The 18750-nt window shown below is 71.2% G+C and carries 16 protein-coding genes and 2 pseudogenes; 11 read left to right on the top strand and 7 right to left on the bottom strand.

All coding sequences use genetic code 11. The annotated features are described in order from the left end of the window. Positions 1 to 93: 93 nt before the first annotated feature. The gene (locus BN159_RS10965; protein WP_015657028.1) at positions 94 to 816 is read left to right on the top strand and encodes a 3'-5' exonuclease; all 723 of its coding nucleotides are present in this window, start codon (positions 94 to 96) and stop codon (positions 814 to 816) included. Between the two features lie 68 nt (positions 817 to 884). On the opposite strand, the gene BN159_RS10960 is transcribed toward BN159_RS10965, so the two are convergent. Together BN159_RS10960 and BN159_RS10955 are read right to left on the bottom strand one after the other, a co-directional pair. Further along, positions 885 to 1412 carry a YbaK/EbsC family protein gene (locus tag BN159_RS10960; protein ID WP_015657027.1) on the bottom strand — a complete coding sequence of 176 codons (528 nt, stop codon included), beginning with the start codon at positions 1410 to 1412 and terminating at the stop codon, positions 885 to 887. Continuing rightward, positions 1367 to 2314: a DMT family transporter gene (locus BN159_RS10955; RefSeq protein WP_015657026.1), complete on the bottom strand. Its 948-nt coding sequence runs from the start codon at positions 2312 to 2314 to the stop codon at positions 1367 to 1369. The genes BN159_RS10960 and BN159_RS10955 overlap by 46 nt, the downstream gene beginning before the upstream one ends. A 93-nt stretch (positions 2315 to 2407) precedes the next feature. Here BN159_RS10955 and BN159_RS10950 point away from each other — a divergent pair, with 93 nt between their 5' ends. Then, entirely contained in the window at positions 2408 to 3313 is a 906-nt protein-coding gene (locus tag BN159_RS10950; RefSeq protein WP_015657025.1) for a LysR family transcriptional regulator, read from the top strand. Positions 3314 to 3364: 51 nt separating this feature from the next. Here the strand turns inward: BN159_RS10950 and BN159_RS10945 are convergent, their stop codons facing one another. Beyond that, on the bottom strand, positions 3365 to 4228 hold the full coding sequence (locus BN159_RS10945) for a phosphotransferase enzyme family protein (RefSeq protein WP_015657024.1): 864 nt from the start codon (positions 4226 to 4228) through the stop codon (positions 3365 to 3367). Positions 4229 to 4391: 163 nt separating this feature from the next. Between BN159_RS10945 and BN159_RS10940 the strand changes: the two genes are divergently transcribed. The 5 genes and pseudogenes from BN159_RS10940 (at position 4392) to mgt (ending at position 9670) form a co-directional block, all read left to right on the top strand. Further along, positions 4392 to 5303, top strand: coding sequence for a carbohydrate ABC transporter permease (locus BN159_RS10940; RefSeq protein ID WP_015657023.1), 912 nt, complete (start codon positions 4392 to 4394; stop codon positions 5301 to 5303). Beyond that, complete coding sequence (locus tag BN159_RS10935; protein ID WP_015657022.1) at positions 5300 to 6133, top strand: carbohydrate ABC transporter permease; 834 nt, start codon at positions 5300 to 5302, stop codon at positions 6131 to 6133. Before BN159_RS10940 ends, BN159_RS10935 begins: the two co-directional genes overlap by 4 nt. Then, positions 6133 to 7404 carry an ABC transporter substrate-binding protein gene (locus BN159_RS10930; protein WP_015657021.1) on the top strand — a complete coding sequence of 424 codons (1272 nt, stop codon included), beginning with the start codon at positions 6133 to 6135 and terminating at the stop codon, positions 7402 to 7404. The genes BN159_RS10935 and BN159_RS10930 overlap by 1 nt, the downstream gene beginning before the upstream one ends. A 255-nt stretch (positions 7405 to 7659) precedes the next feature. Next, a pseudogene (erm, locus tag BN159_RS10925) lies at positions 7660 to 8430 on the top strand (ErmE/ErmH/ErmO/ErmR family 23S rRNA (adenine(2058)-N(6))-methyltransferase); the annotation flags it as partial. Beyond that, positions 8428 to 9670: pseudogene (mgt, locus tag BN159_RS10920) on the top strand (macrolide-inactivating glycosyltransferase). The pseudogenes erm and mgt, both read left to right, overlap by 3 nt. 66 nt (positions 9671 to 9736) lie before the next feature. Here mgt and BN159_RS10915 read toward each other — a convergent pair. After that, positions 9737 to 12001, bottom strand: a complete 2265-nt coding sequence (locus tag BN159_RS10915; protein WP_015657018.1) for an MMPL family transporter — start codon at positions 11999 to 12001, stop codon at positions 9737 to 9739. A gap of 339 nt (positions 12002 to 12340) precedes the next feature. On the opposite strand from BN159_RS10915, the gene BN159_RS10910 reads away from it, so the two are divergent. The 4 genes from BN159_RS10910 to BN159_RS10895 all read left to right on the top strand — a co-directional run bounded on the left by BN159_RS10910 (position 12341) and on the right by BN159_RS10895 (position 15837). After that, the gene (locus BN159_RS10910; protein WP_015657017.1) at positions 12341 to 12889 is read left to right on the top strand and encodes a DUF1697 domain-containing protein; all 549 of its coding nucleotides are present in this window, start codon (positions 12341 to 12343) and stop codon (positions 12887 to 12889) included. 27 nt (positions 12890 to 12916) lie between these two features. Further along, on the top strand, positions 12917 to 13939 hold the full coding sequence (locus BN159_RS10905) for a ketopantoate reductase family protein (protein ID WP_015657016.1): 1023 nt from the start codon (positions 12917 to 12919) through the stop codon (positions 13937 to 13939). Positions 13940 to 14029: 90 nt separating this feature from the next. Continuing rightward, entirely contained in the window at positions 14030 to 15487 is a 1458-nt protein-coding gene (locus BN159_RS10900) for a hypothetical protein (protein WP_231905602.1), read from the top strand. Between the two features lie 26 nt (positions 15488 to 15513). Next, positions 15514 to 15837, top strand: coding sequence for a hypothetical protein (locus BN159_RS10895; protein WP_015657014.1), 324 nt, complete (start codon positions 15514 to 15516; stop codon positions 15835 to 15837). A gap of 1 nt (position 15838) precedes the next feature. On the opposite strand, the gene BN159_RS10890 is transcribed toward BN159_RS10895, so the two are convergent. Genes BN159_RS10890 through BN159_RS10880 form a run of 3 tightly spaced genes read right to left on the bottom strand, consistent with a single transcriptional unit; the run spans position 15839 to position 18708 of the window. Further along, positions 15839 to 17176, bottom strand: coding sequence for a protein kinase domain-containing protein (locus BN159_RS10890; protein WP_015657013.1), 1338 nt, complete (start codon positions 17174 to 17176; stop codon positions 15839 to 15841). 3 nt (positions 17177 to 17179) lie between these two features. After that, positions 17180 to 18052 (bottom strand): protein phosphatase 2C domain-containing protein, encoded by an 873-nt coding sequence (locus BN159_RS10885; protein ID WP_041819082.1) that lies wholly within the window; start codon positions 18050 to 18052, stop codon positions 17180 to 17182. Then, entirely contained in the window at positions 18046 to 18708 is a 663-nt protein-coding gene (locus tag BN159_RS10880; RefSeq protein ID WP_041819080.1) for a vWA domain-containing protein, read from the bottom strand. Before BN159_RS10880 ends, BN159_RS10885 begins: the two co-directional genes overlap by 7 nt. Positions 18709 to 18750: the final 42 nt, after the last annotated feature.

Genomic DNA, 18750 nt, shown 5'->3' with positions numbered 1-18750 from the left:
AGCGTCAAACGGAATGCGGTCCTCTGATTGTCAGTGGCTCATGGGAAGGTGGAGACCACTGGGGGAACGCACCACCAAGAAGGGGGACCGCCCATGGGCTGGCACCGTGAGCTGCTGATCGGATTCGACCTGGAGACGACCGGGACGGATCCGAGCGAGGCGCGCATCGTCACCGGAGCCGTGATAGAGGTCAGGGCCGGACAGACGCTGGGGCGCCGGGAGTGGCTGGCGGATCCCGGCGTGGAGATTCCGGCGGACGCGGTGGCCGTGCACGGCATCAGCAACGAACGCGCGGCCGCCGAGGGCCGCCCCGCGGACCGGGTGGCGGACGCCATCGCGGACGTCCTGGCGGGGTACTGGAAGACGGGGGTGCCGGTCGTCGCGTACAACGCCGCGTTCGACCTGAGCCTGCTCTCCGCCGAACTGCGGCGCCACGGACTGCCCTCGCTGCGCGAGCGGCTCGGCGGCCATGACCCGGCGCCCGTCATCGACCCGTACACCATCGACCGCTGGGCCGACCGCTACCGCCGCGGCAAGCGGAACCTGGAGGCGGTCTGCGCGGAGTACGGCGTCCGGCTCGACTCCGCCCACGACGCCTCGGCCGACGCCCTCGCCGCGGCCCGGCTCGCCTGCGCCATAGCCGACCGCCACCCCAAGATCGCGGCCCTCGGCCCGGCGGAGCTGCACCGCCGCCAGATCGAGTGGTACGCCGAGTGGGCGGCGGACTTCCAGAGCTTCCTGCGCCGCAAGGGCGAGTCGGACGCGGTGATCGACGGCACGTGGCCCGTCCGGGAACCGGCGGACGAGACGGTCTGATCCTCTCGGCGGCCAACGGGCCCTCGAATCACATGCTCAGGTCCTGATCGTCGGTCATGGCCGGGACGCTAGTGGTGGGGTGTGACATCGGCCGTCGCCGCCGCGACGCGCTCCACGCGCGGCTTTGCCAGCCGCGCGTAGTCGGCGCCCGAGAGGCACAGGGAGCGGTCCAGGCGGGCCGCGTTGAAGTACAGCTTCGGCTGGGCCACCACCTCGGGGTCGGCGACGACTTCGAGGGCGGGGTCGAAGCTGAAGGGGAGGACCGTGCCGGGGACCGAGCGGGCCAGTCGCTCGGCGGTCTCCGGGTCGCTGAAGCCCACGTAGCGCGCCGCGTACAGGTCCCGGACGGCGTCCAGGTCCACCCGGCGGTCCCCGGGGACGACCGCGAGGACGTGCCGGGTGGTGCGCCGGTCGACCTTGACCCGGAGCACGATGCACTTCGCGGCCTGGGAGGCGGGGTGACCGCGCAGCGCGCAGACGGCTTCGGTGGCGCCTTCGGGCTCGTGGTCGAGGAGTCGGTAGTCGATGCGGGAGCTGTCCAGCAGAGCGATCAGACGCTCGTAGGTGTCGTGCTCGTGCGTGTCGTGCTCGGGCATGTGAGGTCCTTTTCGGTTCGCTGTTCCGTTCGGTGGGCGCGCTCCACCGCCTGCCCCCAGTACGTGCCGGTGAGCATCAGCGCGGCGCCGACGCCGGTGAGCACGGTGAGACGCTCACCGCCGAGGGCGATGCCCACCGCGACCGCCCACAGCGGCTCGGTGCCCAGCAGCAGGCTGGCCCGGCTTGCGGAGCTGCGCTGCACGGCCCAGGTCTGCGCCAGGAAGGCGAACACGCTGCAGAACAGGGCGAGATACACCAGCTGCGTCCAGGTGGCGGCGTCGGCCCGGACGAGGGTCGGCAGGTCGGCCCCGGCCGCCGGAAGGAAGAGGACGGTCCCGACGAGGGTCTGCACCGTCGTCAGATGCAGCGGACGGATCGCCCGGCCGACGGTGAGCCGCCCGACCAGGACCACATGCCCGGCCCGCACCACCGCCGCGCCGAGCATCAGCAGATCGCCGAGGCGCGGCGCGTGGAAGCCGTTGCCCGACATCAGCAGGCCGACGGCGAGGACACACACGCCGGTGGCGGCGTAGAAGGCGGGCGGGAGTCCGCCGGAGCGGCCGGCGCGGTCGAGGAGCGGGGTGAGCACGATGGTCAGGCTGATGATGAGCCCGGCGTTGGCGGCGGTGGTGTGGGCGACGCCGTACGTCTCCACGATCAGCACCGCCGCCTGGGTCAGCCCCAGCGGCACCCCGGCGCGCAGTTCCTCCCGGGTCCAGCGGCGCGCTCCCCGGCGGGAGAGGCAGAGGCCGAGACAGGCGAGCGCGGACAGGGCGTAGCGGGCGAACAGCACCAGCAGGACGGGCAGGGCGGCGGTGGCGGTCTGGGCGGAGAGGTAGCTGGATCCCCAGACGATCGCGACCAGCAGGAGTACCGCATCGGTACGGCGGACGTCGGACACCCCCTTACGGTGCCCTGGGACGTCCCTGAAGCCCAGTGCCAGTTTCTTAAACGATCTTTTAGCACTCCTACATCGAGTTCCTACACTGGGAGGATGGACGAACGGCAGCTGAGGATCCTGCGCGAGCTGGGTGAGCTGGGCAGTGTCACGGCGGTCGCCGAGGCGTTGCTGGTGACTCCGTCGGCCATCTCCCAGCAGCTCCGGCTGCTCCAGCGGGCGATCCCGGTACCGCTCACCGAGCGGCAGGGCAGACGGCTGGTACTGACCGATGCCGGGCAGGCGCTGGCGGGCGCCGCCGTGGAGGTGGAGACGGCGCTGGCGCGCGCCCGGGGCAGTGTCGAGGAATTCGTGGGGCGCCCGGACGGGGAGGTGTCGGTGGCGGCGTTCCACAGCGCGGGCGGCGCCTTCTTCCCGCTGCTGCTGCGGGCGCTGGCCGGTCCCGGCAAGCCGGTGCCGAGGCTCGCCGACGAGGACGTAACGCAGGAGGACTTTCCGCGTCTGACGCGGGAGTACGACATCGTCCTCGCCCACCGCCTGGAACATGCCCCGCCCTGGCCGGACACGGTGACGGTGACCACGCTGCTGCGTGAACCGCTGGACGTGGCCATGCCCAAGGAGCACCCCCTGGCGGCGAAGCGCCGGGTCACGCCGCGCGATGTGGCCGATGAGCCGTGGATCACCGTGCACGACGGGTTCCCGGTGATGGCGACGATCGACGCCATCGCGGCGGCCGCCGGGCGCCGACTCCATCTCGCCCACCGCATCAACGAGTTCGCGGTGGTGGCCGAGGCCGTGGCCGCCGGAGGAGGCATCGCCCTGATGCCCCGCTGGACCGTGCGCCCGCACCCCGCCCTGACCCTCAGACCCCTCAGCGGAGTACGGGCGAGACGCCACATCGACGCCCTGTACCGCCCGGAACGCCTCGCGCGAAAGGCGGTCCGCACGGTCTTGACCGAACTTCGCCACGCGGCCCGCTCGATCCAGGCGCCCGAGGCCTGAGCCCGCGCCCTCCCGGTCGCCGGGCCGGCCGGCGCCGTAGGTCCACCACGCTCAGAACGGATACCACCGCACCGTCTCGTCCCCGTCCCGCAGGGAGGCCACCCGGCGCCGGAACTCCGCCAGGGCCTTGGGGTTGCTCGGCGCGTGCTGGGAGACCCAGGCGCAGCTCGCGGTCTCCCGGGCGCCCCGCAGTACCGGGCAGCCCTCCCACTCGCGGACGTCCCAGCCGTAGGCGGCGACGAAGGAGTCGTAGGCCGCGGCAGGCAGGCCGTACCGGTCGCGGGACAGGGCCATGACGACGAGGTCGTGCTCCCGGAAGTCGGTGGAGAAGGTCTCCAGGTCGACCAGGACGGGGCCGTCGGGGCCGACGTGGACGTTGCGGGGGAGGGCGTCGCCGTGGATCGGGCCCGGCGGCAGGTGGGGGGTCAGGCCGTTCGCCGCTGCCGCGAAACCGTCCCGGCGCTCCCGCAGATACGCCGCGTCCGCCGGGTCGATCGCGTCCCCCGCCAGCCGCAGCCAGCGCTCCACCCCGCCGAGCAGATCGCGTGGGGGGAGGGGGAACGGCGGCGCGGGCAGGGCGTGCACGACCCGTAGGAGTTCGGCCAAATCGCGGGGCTCCGCCGGGCGTACCGGATCCGGCAGCCGGTGCCACACGGTCACCGGGTGTCCCTCGGCCAGCAGCGGCTCGGGCTCGGCCGCCCGGACCGCCGGTACGCCCGCCTTCGCCAGCCACAGCGCGATGTCGAGTTCACGCCGGGCCCGGTCCAGCAGCTCGGCGTCCCGGCCCACCTTCACGACCAGGTCACCGGCGGCGAACACGGCGTTCTCGCCCAGGGCGAGGAGGGCGGCGTTCCGCGCCGGACCGGGCAGCACGTCCGCCGCGGCCAGTACCTCACGGGCCCGCGTCTCGTCCATCGTCCGCCTCCATGCCGCCCTCGGTGCGTGGTCATCCGTCGGCCAGTCTCGCATTCGTACAGGTCGGCACGTGTGCGAGGTGTCTTGACGGTTCATGCACCTGTCACGACCATGACCAGGCCCAGTCCGAGATCGTCACGAGCCCCAGCGAGGAGTCGATCGGGTGGCCTTGGTGACCGCGACACGGCGCTCGGCGCCCGGCGGGCCTCGCGCGGGCGGGGCCTGGTTCCTCGTACTGCCCGCGCTGATCCCGATCCTGCTGCTGAGCGTCGGACCGCTGCTGTACGGGATCCTGCTGGCCTTCACCGACTCCCAGTCCGGCCGCACCCAGCCCACCCAGTGGATCGGCGGTCTCAACTTCCGGGATCTGCTGCACGACACCCTGTTCTGGGAGTCGTTCCGGATCGGCCTGGTCTGGGCCGTCGGCGTCACCGTCCCGCAGTTCCTGCTCGCGCTCGGCCTGGCCCTGCTCCTCAACCAGGACCTACGGCTGCGCTGGCTGGCCCGCGCCCTCGCGATCGTCCCGTGGGCCATGCCGGAGGTCGTGGTCGGGGTGATGTGGCGGCTGGTCTACAACCCGGACGCCGGCATCCTCAACGAGACGCTCCGCGACCTGGGCCTCGGCGAGGGCCGCGACTGGCTCAGCGGCCTGGCCACCGCCCTGCCCGCCGTCATCGTCGTCGGCGTCTGGGCCGGGATGCCGACCACCACCGTCGCCCTGCTCGCCGGCCTCCAGAACACCCCGCGCGAGCTGCACGAGGCCGCCGCCATGGACGGCGCGGGCGCCTGGCGCCGCTTCCGGACCGTCACTTGGCCCGCCCTGCGCCCGGTCGCCCTGGCCATCACCGCACTCAACTTCATCTGGAACTTCAACTCGTTCGCGCTGGTCTACGTCCTCACCGGCGGCGGCCCCGGCGGCCGCACCCGGCTGCCGATGCTCTTCGCCTACGAAGAGGCCTTCCGCTACGGCCAGTTCGGCTACGCGGCGGCGATGGGCTGTGTGATGGTCGCCCTGATCTCGATCCTGCTGGCCCTGTTCCTGGTGGGCCGACTGCGAGGAGGAGACGAGTCATGAGGACGAGCACCACGGCCCGGGTCGGCCAGTACGCGGCACTCCTCGCGTATCTCCTGTTCCTCGCCTTCCCCTTCCTCTGGCTGATCTCCACCGCGTTCAAGCCGCCCCGCGAACTCGGCAGCCTGCACCCCACCTGGATCCCCGAGCACCCCACCCTCGACAACTTCCGCCAGGCCTTCGACGAGCAGCCCCTCCTGGAAGCCGCGTCGAACTCCCTGATCGCCGCGTTCTCCGCCGCGCTGATCGCCGTACTGATCGCGACCCCCATGGCCTATGTCATCGCCCGGCACCGCACCCCGCTCGCCCGCGCCGCGACCGGCTGGGTCGTGGTCAGCCAGGCCTTCCCGCTGGTCCTGGTGATCATCCCGCTGTTCCTGGTGCTGAAGGAACTCCGCCTGATCAACTCCCTGTTCGGGCTGATCCTCGTCTACGTCGTCTGGGCGCTGCCCTTCGCGCTGTGGATGCTCGTGGGGTACGTCCGGGCCGTGCCGACCGAGTTGGAGGAGGCGGCCGCCGTCGACGGGGCCGGGCGGCTGCGCACCCTCGTCTCGGTCGTCGCGCCGCTGCTCGCGCCGGGGATCACGGCGACCGCCCTGTTCGCCTTCGTCACCGCCTGGAACGAGTTCTTCTTCGCGCTGGTCCTGCTGAAGACCCCCGAGAAACAGACCCTTCCGGTGATCCTCACCCACTTCATCGGCGCCGAGGGCGTCGCCGACCTCGGCCCGCTGGCCGCGGCGGCCTTCCTCGCGACCCTGCCCTCGCTGCTGATCTTCGCGGTCATCCAGCGCCGGATCACCGGTGGCATGCTTGCCGGGGCGGTGAAGAACTGATGCGCGCCCGCTGGCTCGTCGTCCTCCTTCTTCTCCTCGCGGGCTGCACGAGCGGCGGCGAATCCGCGGACGGCCCGGTGACCCTGCGCTTCCAGTCCCTCGCCTGGCAGGAGGAGTCCGTCGCGGTCAACCAGGAGCTGGTCAAGGAGTGGAACGCCAGTCATCCGGACGTCAAGGTCGAGTATGTCCAGGGCAGTTGGGACAGCGTCCACGACCAGCTGCTGACCGCCTTCGAGGGCGGCGAGGCGCCGGACATCATCCACGACGCCTCCGACGACCTCGCGGACTTCGCCTACGGCGGCTATCTCGCCGACCTGACCGACCTGCTGCCCGAGCGGCTCAAGTCCGATATTCCGCAGCGCAGTTGGCAGACGGCGACCTTCGGGGAGGGCGTCTACGGCGTGCCCTTCCTCCAGGAACCCCGGGTCATCGTCGCCAACGCGACCTGGCTGATGGAGTCCGGCGTACGGATCCCCACACCCGAACGGCCGTGGAGCTGGCCGGAGTTCCAACAGATCAGCGAGGAGCTGAGCGGGGGCGGGAAGTACGGCGTCGCCTGGCCGCTGAAGGACCCCGTCTCCGCCACCCTCAACCTCTCGCTGTCCACCGGCGGGCAGTTGTTCCACCGCGGCGCCGACGGAAAGGTCACCGTCCGCTTCGAGGCCGCCGACGAGGTGTTGCCGCGGACCGTCCACGACCAGGTCAACACCGACCGCAGCGCCTCACCCACGACGCTCGGCAGCGGCGGTTCGGACACCCTGCCCGGCTTCTTCGGCGGCCGGTACGCGATGGTTCCGCTCGGCTTCTCCTACCGCCAGCAGATCGTGCAGCAGGCCCCGGAGGGCTTCGACTGGCAGGTGCTGCCCGCCCCGGCGGGCGCGGACGGGCTCACCCAGGGCGTCAGCCCGCAGACCCTCTCCATCGCCGAGGACAGCCCGCACCAGCGGGAGGCGGCCGAGTTCGTCGACTTCCTGCTCCGGCCCGAGAACATGGTCCGGCTGGCCCTCGGCGACTGGATGCTGCCCACCGGCACCGCGGCCCTGAAGGACCCGGCCCTGCACACCGAGAAGCACGACTGGGCCACCGGCACGGCCCTCGCCGACCACCTGCACCCGGCACCCGCCCAGGCCGTACGGGGCTACCCGGAGTGGAAGGACAAGGTGGCCACCCCCGCACTCCAGGAGTACTACAGCGGCGCGATCGACCTCGGTGAGCTGCGCGAGCGGCTGGAGGAGGACGGGAACCTGGTGCTCGCCCGCTATCAGCGCTGACGTAATTCGGTTGTCGGCCCGGACCCCGCCCGCCTAGCGTGCCGTCCGTGGGAGCCTTCAACGCGATCTTCATCTCCGGTCTCGGCCGGGGCTGCACGCACTCCATCCGGATGCGCCGCGGCCTCGGAGCCCTGACCGGCCCGGGGAGCCTCACCCGCTGATCCAGCGACCGCCCCCGCATTCCTTTTCTCTGTCTTCCGGTCAGGGCCTTCGGCTGCCCATCTCCCTTCTCCCGGAAGACAAGGACCGCAGGCCATGGCCCGCCCCACGCGTGTTTCCCGCGCGCTCTCGCAGAACTTCCTCACCGACCGCGCCACCGCCGACCGCTTCGCCCGCATCGCCGTCCCGCCCGGCCACCGCCCCCGACTGTTGCTCGAAGTGGGCGCCGGAAAAGGCGCGTTGACCGCCGTACTCGCCCCCCGCTGCCACGAGCTGCACGCCTACGAGATCGACCCCCGGCTCCTTCCGGGACTGCGCACCCGCTTCTCCGCGACACCCCAAGTGCACGTCATCGGCGGCGACTTCCTCGCCGCCCGGCCCCCGCGCACCCCCTTCGCGGTCGCCGGGAACGTCCCCTTCTCACGGACCGCCGCCATCGTCGACTGGTGTCTGCGCGCCCCAGCCCTCACCGACGCCACCCTGATCACCCAGCTGGAGTACGCGCGCAGACGCACCGGCGACTACGGGAGCTGGACCCTGCTGACCGTGCGGAGCTGGCCGAGCCACGAGTGGCGGCTGGTCGGACGCGTCGCCCGGACCCGGTTCCGGCCCGCGCCCCGGGTGGACGCCGGGATCCTGCGCATCGAGCGGCGCGCCACCCCGCTGCTCGGACCCGCCGAGCGGACGAGCTGGCGGCACCTTGTCGAGCTGGGCTTCTCAGGGGTGGGCGGCTCCCTGCACGCCTCGCTGCGCGGGGCCCATCCAGGGCGCCGGGTGGACGCGGCGTTCCGCGCGGCGGGGCTGGACCGGCGGGTCCTGGTGGGGGAGGTGCCGCCGGAGCGGTGGCTGCGACTGCATCGATCACTGAATGAGTTGTACGAGACGTCTCGTCTCGTTTAGCCTTGTCCCCATGACCTCACCCGCACACATCGCCATGTTCTCCATCGCCGCTCACGGCCACGTGAACCCGAGCCTCGAAGTGATCCGTGAGCTCGTCGCGCGCGGGCACCGGGTCACCTACGCGATCCCGCCCGCGTTCGCCGACAAGGTCGCCGAGGCCGGCGCCGAGCCGAAGCCGTGGAACTCCACCCTGCCCGGACCGGACGCCGACCCGGAGGCCTGGGGCAGCACCCTGCTGGACAACGTCGAGCCGTTCCTGGCCGACGCGATCCAGGCGCTGCCTCAGCTCATTGCGGCCTACGAGGGCGACGAACCGGACCTCGTCCTGCACGACATCACCTCCTACCCGGCCCGGGTCCTCGCCCACCGCTGGGGCGTGCCCTGTATCTCGCTGTCGCCGAACCTCGTCGCCTGGGAGGGCTACGAGAAGGAGATCGCCGAGCCGATGTGGGCGGAGCCGAGGAAGACCGAGCGCGGGCGGGCCTACTACGCCCGCTTCGGCGCCTGGCTGGAGGGGAACGGCGTCACCCTCGACCCGGACCGGTTCGCTGGCCGCCCCGACCGCTCTCTGGTGCTGATCCCGAAGGCGCTTCAGCCCAACGCCGACCGGGTCGACGAGAGCGTGTACTCGTTCGTCGGCGCCTGCCAGGGCGACCGCACCGCCGAGGGGGAGTGGCAGCGGCCCGCCGGGGCCGAGAAGGTCGTCCTCGTCTCGCTCGGCTCGGCCTTCACCAAGCAGCCCGGCTTCTACCGGGAGTGCGTCAAGGCCTTCGGGGAGCTGCCGGGCTGGCACCTGGTACTCCAGATCGGCCGCCATGTCGACCCGGCCGAGCTGGGAGACGTACCGGCGAACGTCGAAGTGGCGTCGTGGGTGCCGCAGTTGGCCGTACTGAAGCAGGCCGACCTGTTCGTCACCCACGCCGGCGCCGGCGGCAGCCAGGAGGGCATGGCCACCGCCACCCCGATGATCGCCGTACCGCAGGCCGTGGACCAGTTCGGGAACGCGGACATGCTCCAGGCGCTCGGTGTCGCCCGGCAGTTGCCGACCGAGGAGGTCACCGCCGAGGCGCTGCGGGAGACCGCGCTCGCCCTCGTGGAGGACCCCGAGGTGGCCCGGCGCCTGAAGGAGATCCAGGCGCAGATGGCCGAGGAGGGCGGCACGCGCCGCGCGGCCGACCTCATCGAGGCCGAACTGCCCACGCGCTGAACATGACCGAGGGCCCGTCGACTCCCCCGAGAGTCGACGGGCCCTCAGCCCTTTACCGGGTCACGATCAGACCGGGACGCGCTCCCCCTCGTCGTCCCGCGCCTGCCGGGTGACCACCTCGGGCGACTCGTCGTGGGTGAGGTCCGGCAGCCGGTTCATCCACTTGGGCAGGTACCAGTTGCGCTCGCCCAGCAGCGCCATGACCGCCGGGAGCAGCACACCCCGGATGATCGTCGCGTCGATCAGCACCGCGGCCGCGAGGCCGACACCCATCTGCTTCATCGACTGCATGGACAGCGTGCCGAAGATCGCGAACACGGCGACCATGATGACCGCTGCGCTGGTGACGACACCCGCCGTGGTGACCACGCCGTGCTTGATCGCCTCGTTGGTCGAACGGCCCTTCATCCGCGCCTCGCGGATCCGCGAGACCACGAACACGTGGTAGTCCATGGACAGGCCGAACAGGATCACGAAGAGGAACAACGGCAGCCAGGTGATGATGGCGCCGACGCCCTCCGCGCCCACCAGGGACGCGCCCCAGCCGTGCTGGAAGACGGCGACCAGGATGCCGTAGGCCGCGCCCACCGACAGGAGGTTCAGCGCGATCGAGGTGATCGCGATGGTCAGCGAGCGGAAGGACAGCAGCATCAGCCCGAAGGCGAAGACCACGACGAAGGCGAAGACCGGGACCACCGCGCCCGCCAACTGGTCGTTGAAGTCCGCCGAACCGGCCACCTGTCCGCTGATCGGCGCCTCGACGCCGTCCACCTTGCCGAGGGTGGCGGGCCGTACGTCGTCGCGCAGCTTGTCCAGGCTCTCTTCCGCCTTGTCGAGGTCGGAGCCGCCGACCAGCGGGACGTAGACGAAGGCGATGTTCTGTGCGTCGTGCAGCTTGATCTCGACCGGCCCGCGCGAGGCGCCCGAACTGATCGCCAGCTCGCGGAAGTCGGCCAGGGCGCCCTGCACCTCGGCGGAGTTGATGTCGTCCGCCTTGACGACCACCTCGGCCGGCTCGGAACCGCCCGGGAAGGCCTCGTTGACCCTGTTGTACGTCTGCACGATCGGCAGCGAGTCGCCGAACTCCTGGTCCAGCGTGAGGTTCTGGGTCTTCATGCCGAGCGCGGGAGCGGCGATGGCCAGCAGCGCACCGGCCGCGACGACGACCGAGATGACCGGCCGCGCGAGCACGGCCTTGAGGACGGCCGTCCAGAACCGGCTGTCGCGGTTGGCGTTGCCCCGCTTGCGGCGGAGCTTGCTCTCCGGGTGCAGGAAGGGGATCTTGCCCTTCTCGACCCGCTCGCCCAGCAGGGACAGCAGCGCCGGCAGCACGGTCACCGAACCGACCATGGCGACCGCCACGACCATCAGCGAGGCCAGGCCCATCGCCTCGAACTCGGCGAGCCCGGTGAACAGCATGCCCGCCATCGCCACGCACACCGTGACACCGGAGACGATGATCGCGCGGCCACTGGTGGCGGCGGCGACCATCAGCGCGGTCCGGGAGTCCCGGCCGGCAAGGCGCTCCTCGCGCTCCCGGCGCAGATAGAACAGGCAGTAGTCGACGCCGACAGCCAGACCGACCAGCAGCATCACGGAGTTGGCGGTGTCGCTCATCGGCATGACATGGCTGACGACGCCCATCAGGCCCATCGTCGCCATGATCGCGGTGACCGCCAGCAGCACCGGCAGAAGCGCCGCCACCAGGGCACCGAAGGCGATGAGCAGAATGCCGAGCGCCACCGGCACCGCGGAGTACTCGGCCTTCTGGAAGTCGTCCCCGAACGCGTCGTCGAACGTCTTCATCATGCTCGCGCCGCCGATCTCCTCGATCCGCAGCGACTCATGGTCCTTCTGGACGTTCTCGACCGCCTTGAGCACCGGCTCGACGCGCTCACCCGCGGTGTCGGAGTCACCGCGCATGTCGAACTGCACCAGCGCGCTGCGGCCGTTCTCGGAGATCGTCTCCGTGTCGTACGGCGAGGTCACGTCGGTCACCTTGCCGGTGCCCTCGACCGCCTCGATGACGGCGGCGACGGCGCTGCGGAACTCTTCGTCGGTGGCCTTGAGCGAACCGTCCTTCGCCTGGATCAGGACGGTCTCACCGGCCGGCTCCTCGATCCCCGCGTCCTCGACGATCTTGGCGGCGGTGTGTGTCTCGCCCTTCAGTTGGTCGCTGTCCTTGACGTCCACCCGGCCGGCCGCCGAACCGAGCCCCATCGCCAGGACGACGAACAGCACCCAGATGCCGACGGCAGCCCATCGGTGCCGGGCACTCCAGCCGCCTGCCCTGGCGGCGAGACCCCGCACCCGTATGTCTCCGTTCCCCATGATGGGCTTGCCCCCTCGTGCGCGGTGGCAGCCCGGCGCCGCCACCTTTCCGTTCGAAGGTATGGGGCGGATAAAGGCATCTCATCGTGCTGCTCGGTGAAGTGACCGTGGCGGGAATCATCCCCCTGGACCCCGTTCTCTCCCCACTGGGGAGGAGGCGGCCCCTTACATCTATTTGGGGACTCTTTGTGTTTACGAAAGCTTGTTGTGTAAGTCACAGGCGCGTGTAGTGGTTGATCGAAACCCCCTGGATCCGCCAGAGTTCAGCGCAGTCCGCCGCTGCGGACCCGGCCGTCGTGCCCGCCCCCACGGGGCACGACGGCCACCTAGGGTGTGCGCATGACGACGACGTATGCGGCGCTGCTGCGGGGGATCAACGTGGGCGGCGCCAAGAAGGTCCCGATGGCCGAACTGCGGACCCTGCTGACCGGCCTCGGCCTCGCCGACGTGCGCACGTACCTCCAGAGCGGCCAGGCCGTCTTCGCCGCCGGCCAGGGCGACGCGCGGTCCTGGACCGCGAGGATCACGGAGGCGATCGAGCAGCACTTCGGGTTCACGGTCGACGTCATCGTCCGTGACCACGCCTACCTCGCGGCCGTCGTCGACGCCTGCCCCTTCCCGGCCGCCGAGCTGGAGGGCAAGCAGCTGCACGTCACGTACTTCTCCGCGCCGGTCGACGAGGAGCGCTTCGCCGGGATCGACCGGTCCGCCTTCCTGCCGGAGGAGTTCCGCCTCGGCGACCGCTGCCTCTACCTCTACGCCCCGGACGGCCTCGGCCGCTCCAAGCTGGCCGAGCAGCTCGCCAAACCCCGGGTGACCAAAGGACTGACCGCCACCAGCCGCAACTGGAACACGGTGGTCAAACTCATGGAGATGACCGGCAGTTAGCCCGGTCGGCCGTGCGAGGCTCGTCCCATGCGATACATCATCATCGGAGCAGGGGCCGTCGGCGGGGCCATCGGCGGCCGGCTCGCGGGGGCGGGGCACGAGGTCGTACTGGTGGCGCGCGGCGCACACCTGGCAGCGCTGAGAGAGCACGGGCTGCGGCTCACCGTGCCGGACGGCGAGTACGTCCACCGGCTCCCGGCCGTCGAGGACCCGGCCGAACTCGGCCCGCTGCGCCCCGACGACGTGCTCTTCCTCGCCGTGAAGACCCAGGACGGCGCGGCCGCGCTCCGGACCTGGGGAGCGGCCCCCGTCGAGGGCGGCGGCACGGCCGCCGAGCGACTGCCCGTGCTGTGCGCGCAGAACGGCGTGGAGGGCCCACGCCTGGCCCTGCGGGTCTTCCGCCAGGTGTACGGCGTCTGCGTGTGGCTGCCCGCCACCTTCCTGGAACCCGGCGTGATCTCCGCACCCTGCATTCCGCTCACCGGGATCCTGCACCTCGGCCGCTACCCGCACGGCACCGACGACACCCTCCACAGCATTTCCGCCGACCTGGAGAAGGCCCACTTCGAGGCGCCGGTGGTGCCGGACGTGGCCCGCTGGCAGTACGCCAAGCTGCTGCTCAACCTCGGCAACATGCTGGAGGCCGTCACCGGCCCGGTGGCGAGCGACGAGGCGATCGCCTTCAACCGCAGGGTGCGGGCGGAGGCCGTGGCCGTCCTCGACGCGGCCGGCATCGCGTACGCGAGCGCCGAGGAGCAGCAGGCGGTCCGGGACGGCAAGGTCACTCCGGTGCCACTGGGCGGCGCCACGCGCCGCGGCGGCTCCTCCTGGCAGTCGCTGGCCCGGGGAACGGGCACGATCGAGGCCGACTACCTCAACGGGGAGATCAATCTCCTCGGCCGCCTGCACGGCATACCGACCCCGCTGAACGAACTGCTCCAGCAGCTCGCGAACACGTTCGCGCGGGAGGGACGCGCACCCGGTTCGATGCCGTTGGAAGAGCTGATCGGGATGGCCAACTCCACGACAAATGGCCCTCGTTGTCCCTAAAGTGAGAGCCGCGGGACTTCGGCAACAGGGGGGCGGGTCAGCGTGGCGGGCAGAGTCTTACCCGTGTTGCCGCAGTACCGAAAGGACGGCGTGACGCGCCGGTTCTGCGCCACGGTCCACCTGTACGACGACCTCGCCCGTGACATCGACCGCGACCTCACCGGCGACCGGCTCACCGCGATCGGACTCACGCTCGGCATCAACTTCGTGGCCGTGGCCCGGCATGCGCGGGCGGCGGTACGGCGCCGGAAGGTGCTCGACCGCCAACTCGCCGTGCTGGGCGCCCTGTTCGTCGGCTCGCTGCTGGTGGCCCTGTGGTCCCTGCTCGCCGGTCACGGCTCCCTGGTCATGGTCGCGGTCTACGGCCCCGCGGGCGTCCTCGTCGTCACCTGGGGCCTCGTCCGGCACACGCAGGCCCGGGCCAGGGGCGCGGCTCAGCAGGTGTACCACGGCGCCGAGAAGTCGGAGACGCTCGCCCCGCCCGTCGAACAGGACGCCGAGGCGCGACTGCACGAGCTGAAGCGTTCCAACGTGCTGCCTTACGCCGACGAGACGGCGTTCGTCAATCCGTTCGTCGGCAGCGGCACGCGGCTCCAGGAGAGGGAGATCATCTGGGGGCCCATCGACGTCAGCGAGCCTGCCGAGGGCCCGGGCGGCACCAAGCTCGCCATCGCCGACTTCGACGCCATCGATCTGCACACCTACGTCGCCCGGCAGATGGAGAGCATCTCCGGCCTGGACGGACTGCGCACCAGGAACCGGCTCTACGTCGTCGGCAGCAACGCCTACCTGCTCCCGGAGCTGGTCCCCGACCGGACCAAGCGCCCGAACGCGCACGTCTCCAAGCTGCTGGTCCAGGCCGGTCTGGAAAAGCGCGGTGCGGGCATGCGCACCCACCTCTGTCTGGAGCGCGTCGGCGAGGGCGGACGGCTCATTGTCTCCATGTATCTGCGGGCGATACTCGCCAAGCCCAGCCTCAGCTGGGAAGTGGCCGCCTACGCGATTCCGCCGCTCGAAGCCCGCTTCTACGAGGTCGGCACCCTCCCGCTGGCCCGCTTCGACCGCTGGTGGAGCCTTTTCAAGTACGCCACCACCCACACCTGGCCCGAACTGAGCGGCGCCCCGAGCCGTATGGTGGAGCGCTCACGCTGGCTGTACAAGAACGAGCGCGCACTGCGCAAGCTGCGCCGCAAGGTCAGGAACCAGCACCTCATCGTCGACTACGGCGCCGCCACCAGCCTGCGCGAGCTGCACGGCGACTGGGAGCAGGCGGGCTACGCGGAGCGCATGGACGCGCTGGACTACCTGGTCCGCCTTCAGCAGGGCGTGCTGACCGCGACCGAGCGCTTCCTGAAGGACCACAACGTCGACACGAGTTCCTTCGACAACGCGCAGAAGATCATCACGCAGAACTACCACGTCAACAACGTCAACGGGCCCGCCATCTTCGGCGCCGGCGGCACGCAGCACAACAACGGCCCCCAGGGCGGCGGGCCGCAGGGCGGGAGCGGGGGCGGGGGCGGCGGGAAACCGTCGGCGAAGCCCTGACTCGGGAACGGAACAGGAGCCGGTACATGGGCAGCAACTACCACATCAACAACGTCAACGGCCCGGCCATCTTCGGTGACAACGGCCGTATGGAGATCAACAACGGCACCGACGCCGCGACCCTGCTGCGGCTGGCCGACCAGCTGGTCGAGCGGCTGCGGGTGGAGAGCCCCGCGCTGGTCCCGCAGGCCCAGGTCATCCAGGGCGAGCTGGCCGGATCCGGGCAGGACGGCCGTACGGCCGACCGGGGGCGGATCCGGGCGGCCCTGGAGACCATCGGCATCGGGGTCGCGGCGGGCAGCGGCGGGCTCGCGCTGGCCCAGGAGATCGGACGCGTCCTGGGCCTGTGAGCTACTTGGCGCGCACCACTGCCCGTACCCCGCCCCCGAGGTCCAGCTCCAGACCCGAGCGCAGCGGTACGGTCTGGCCGGGGGCGACCTGCTGGGACGTACCGTCCGTGCGGGTGCCCGTCCAGGTCTCCTGCGAGCGGTTGGCGATGCCGAACCGCCCCGGCTTGGCCGGGTGCTCGACCAGCTCCGCCACCAGGCTCTGGTCCGAGCAGTCGTGCCGGGCCGGTTCCGGCTGGAGATGGTGGGCCTGCACCCGGGCCGAGCGGCGCAGCCGGATGTGATGCTCGGCGCGCGGCGGCGGGGTCGTCACCGTCAGCCGCGGCGGCAGCATCAGCCGCGTCCCGCACCCCCAACAGGCCCGCGGCGGCGGTTTCTCGCCCGGCTCGGTCATGTTCTGGCGCCCGCAGGAGGCGCACTCCACCACCGAGTCCAGCACCGCCCGCAGCGCGTTGCGCCACTCCGTCTCGCGCACCCGGGCCGCGGGGTCCCGCAGGCCGGTGGTGAAGCTGCGGACGAAGAGGTCCTGGAGGGTGCCGACGGCCGCGTCCCAGGTCGCCAGCACCGTCGCGTGCTCCATCGGGTCGGGCGCGTTGGAGTCGTCCGCCGGATCGAACACGAACAGCGGGCTCTTGCCGTACAGCCGCTTCTCCGCCGCATCGTCCAGGCAGTGGATGCCCAACTCCCGCCTGCCCTCCAGCGGATGATGGTTCATCAGCAGCATGAACAGCAGCACGGCCAGCGAGTGCAGATCGGACTGGGTGCCCGGGTGGGCGCCCGGCTCGGCGCACACCAGCTCCGGGGCCATGAACTTCATCGTCCCCGAGATCCCGCTCGCGTCGCCCTCCACCACGGCGTTGTCGTTGTCGCAGATCAGTACGTCACCGGTGGCCGGATCGAGGAAGACATTGCCCCAGGAGATGTCCCGGTAGGCGATGCCGCGTGAGTGCAGCGCCTGATACGCCTCCACCGTGTAGAGACAGGCCGTCAGCAACGCCCGGGTGCTGGTGCGCAGTTGGCGGCGGAACAGATCGGGCAGTCCCTTGAAGCGCTCCGGTCGCAGTCCCATCAGATAGCCGAACGAACTCCCCTGCGCGGGCACATACGCCTCGGGCCACAGGAACCGGTCGTCGTCGAAGTCCCGCTCCACCAGCTCCTGGACGATCGCCTCCTGCTGCGGTGTCGCACACGTCGGGTAGTACCACTTCAGGGCCTTGTCCCCGGCCGCCGTGCGCACCCGGTACACCTCGCCCTGGCCACCGGCGCCCAGCATCCCGATGATCTCGACCTCGTCGCCGTTGTCCACGGCCAGCCGTGTCCCGCTGTCGAGCATGCCGCTCATCGCTCAACTCTCCGTCTTCTGTTCCGTTTCCAGTGCCAGGTGTTCCGGCCGCAGCGCGGCCACCAGCGTCGTGTCGTCCCCGGAATACCGCGAGGCATGCCGCAGCCACTCGGGCAGCACGGCCCGCACCCCGTCCGCGCCCTCGTCCGTCAGCCGGTCGTCCAGACCCACGACGAACTCCCGGTACCCGTCCGCCGAGGCGAAACTCTTCGACAGACCGTCCGTCGACAGCACGACGAGACGCGGCCCGCGCGCCTCGTCGAACAGGGGTGCCCAGTGCGTGCGCACCGCACGCCAGGCCTGGGCGCCGCACAGCGACTCCGTCTCGTCGCCCAGGTCCTCCTCGGCCGGGGCCAGCGGCCGCAGCAGCTCACCGTCGTGCTCGACCACCGCGAGATCGCCGTCACCGATCTGCCACGCCACGAACAGCCACGGCGTCAGCACGGCGCCGATCAGGGTGGTGCCGTACAGCAGCAGCTTCTCGCCCGCCTCCGGCTCGGGCGCGTCGCCGTCGGCGACCGAGCGGTGCCGGTCCCAGTGACCGAGCGCCGCCGACCGCCACTCGTGCACCAGGGCACGCGGGAAGTCGTCGCGGGCGTAGGCCATCAGCCGGGCGAGCCGCCCCGGTTCATGGCAGTCCCGGGCCGCCCGTCCGAAGGCCGCCGCCAGTCCCACGAACCGGTCCACGGCGAACCGCGCCCCCAGCTCGCTGCGGGCGTGCACCGCCGAGCCGTGCCCGTCGGCCACCGCCAGCACCAGCGGCTCGTCCCCGGCGCCGGTGCCCTCACAGGCCCACCAGTCCTGGTTGCACCGCTTGCCGACGCCCTGCACGCTGTCGCCCATCGTGTCCCAGCGCCGCACCCCGAGCGTCACCACACGTCGTCATCGTCATCGTCGTCCAGCACCGGCGGCGCGTACGGCTGCTTCGCCAGCGGGTCGGCCGCGCCCGCCACCGGCTGCGAGGCCGCCTTCACGGCCGCCGTGGAGGCCCAGCGGATCGCCGCCGCGAGCTGCTTGGGGCTGTTGGCGTCCAGCGGCTGGAGCTCGGGATTGCCGAGGAACTCCTGGAGGACCGCGCGGTCGGCGTCGGCGCCGATCGCGATGGCGACCCGGACCGCCTTACGGCCCCACGGCGTCGCGTCGATCGCCTTCAGACCGGCCTTCCAGTCGTCCGTGGGCACCCCGTCCGACACCAGCGCCAGCACCGGCTTCAAGGCTCGCTGCGGCATCGGCGGGCTCTGGAGCTCCCGGGAGACCAGGGTGAGCGCCTCGCCGAGGTTGGTCGTGCCGTCCACCTGGACGTCCTGCCAGGTGAAGTCGTCGACCGGGACCGGGGTCTGATGGTGCCACTGCGCCGTCGTGGAGAACTTGACGGTGCGCAGCAGGAGTTGGGCGGCCGGGTTGTCGTGCGCCACCGCCCGCATCTCCGGGATCGCTTCTCTGATCGCGTAGTTGAGCTGGCCGATCTTCTCGCCCTGCATCGAGTACGAGCAGTCGAGCAGCCAGATGAAGTGGACCGGCCGGTTGGCCATGGCCCCGCCGGGAATGTCGCTCACGCCGTTTCCTCTCCTTGA

The organism is Streptomyces davaonensis JCM 4913 (assembly GCF_000349325.1).
GTDB classification, from domain to species: Bacteria; Actinomycetota; Actinomycetes; order Streptomycetales; family Streptomycetaceae; genus Streptomyces; species Streptomyces davaonensis.
Note: the sequence above shows the minus strand (reverse complement) of the source record. Positions and strands in the feature narration are given on the sequence as shown.

What these genes read in the sequence shown, in the direction of transcription:
- BN159_RS10965 (WP_015657028.1), top strand. Translation starts at nt 94, where the DNA reads ATGGGCTGGCACCGTGAGCTGCTGATCGGATTCGACCTGGAGACGACC.
- BN159_RS10960 (WP_015657027.1), bottom strand. Translation starts at nt 1,412, where the DNA reads ATGCCCGAGCACGACACGCACGAGCACGACACCTACGAGCGTCTGATC.
- BN159_RS10950 (WP_015657025.1), top strand. Translation starts at nt 2,408, where the DNA reads ATGGACGAACGGCAGCTGAGGATCCTGCGCGAGCTGGGTGAGCTGGGC.
- BN159_RS10945 (WP_015657024.1), bottom strand. Translation starts at nt 4,228, where the DNA reads ATGGACGAGACGCGGGCCCGTGAGGTACTGGCCGCGGCGGACGTGCTG.
- BN159_RS10935 (WP_015657022.1), top strand. Translation starts at nt 5,300, where the DNA reads ATGAGGACGAGCACCACGGCCCGGGTCGGCCAGTACGCGGCACTCCTC.
- BN159_RS10930 (WP_015657021.1), top strand. Translation starts at nt 6,133, where the DNA reads ATGCGCGCCCGCTGGCTCGTCGTCCTCCTTCTTCTCCTCGCGGGCTGC.
- BN159_RS10915 (WP_015657018.1), bottom strand. Translation starts at nt 12,001, where the DNA reads ATGGGGAACGGAGACATACGGGTGCGGGGTCTCGCCGCCAGGGCAGGC.
- BN159_RS10910 (WP_015657017.1), top strand. Translation starts at nt 12,341, where the DNA reads ATGACGACGACGTATGCGGCGCTGCTGCGGGGGATCAACGTGGGCGGC.
- BN159_RS10905 (WP_015657016.1), top strand. Translation starts at nt 12,917, where the DNA reads ATGCGATACATCATCATCGGAGCAGGGGCCGTCGGCGGGGCCATCGGC.
- BN159_RS10895 (WP_015657014.1), top strand. Translation starts at nt 15,514, where the DNA reads ATGGGCAGCAACTACCACATCAACAACGTCAACGGCCCGGCCATCTTC.
- BN159_RS10890 (WP_015657013.1), bottom strand. Translation starts at nt 17,176, where the DNA reads ATGAGCGGCATGCTCGACAGCGGGACACGGCTGGCCGTGGACAACGGC.
- BN159_RS10880 (WP_041819080.1), bottom strand. Translation starts at nt 18,708, where the DNA reads ATGGCCAACCGGCCGGTCCACTTCATCTGGCTGCTCGACTGCTCGTAC.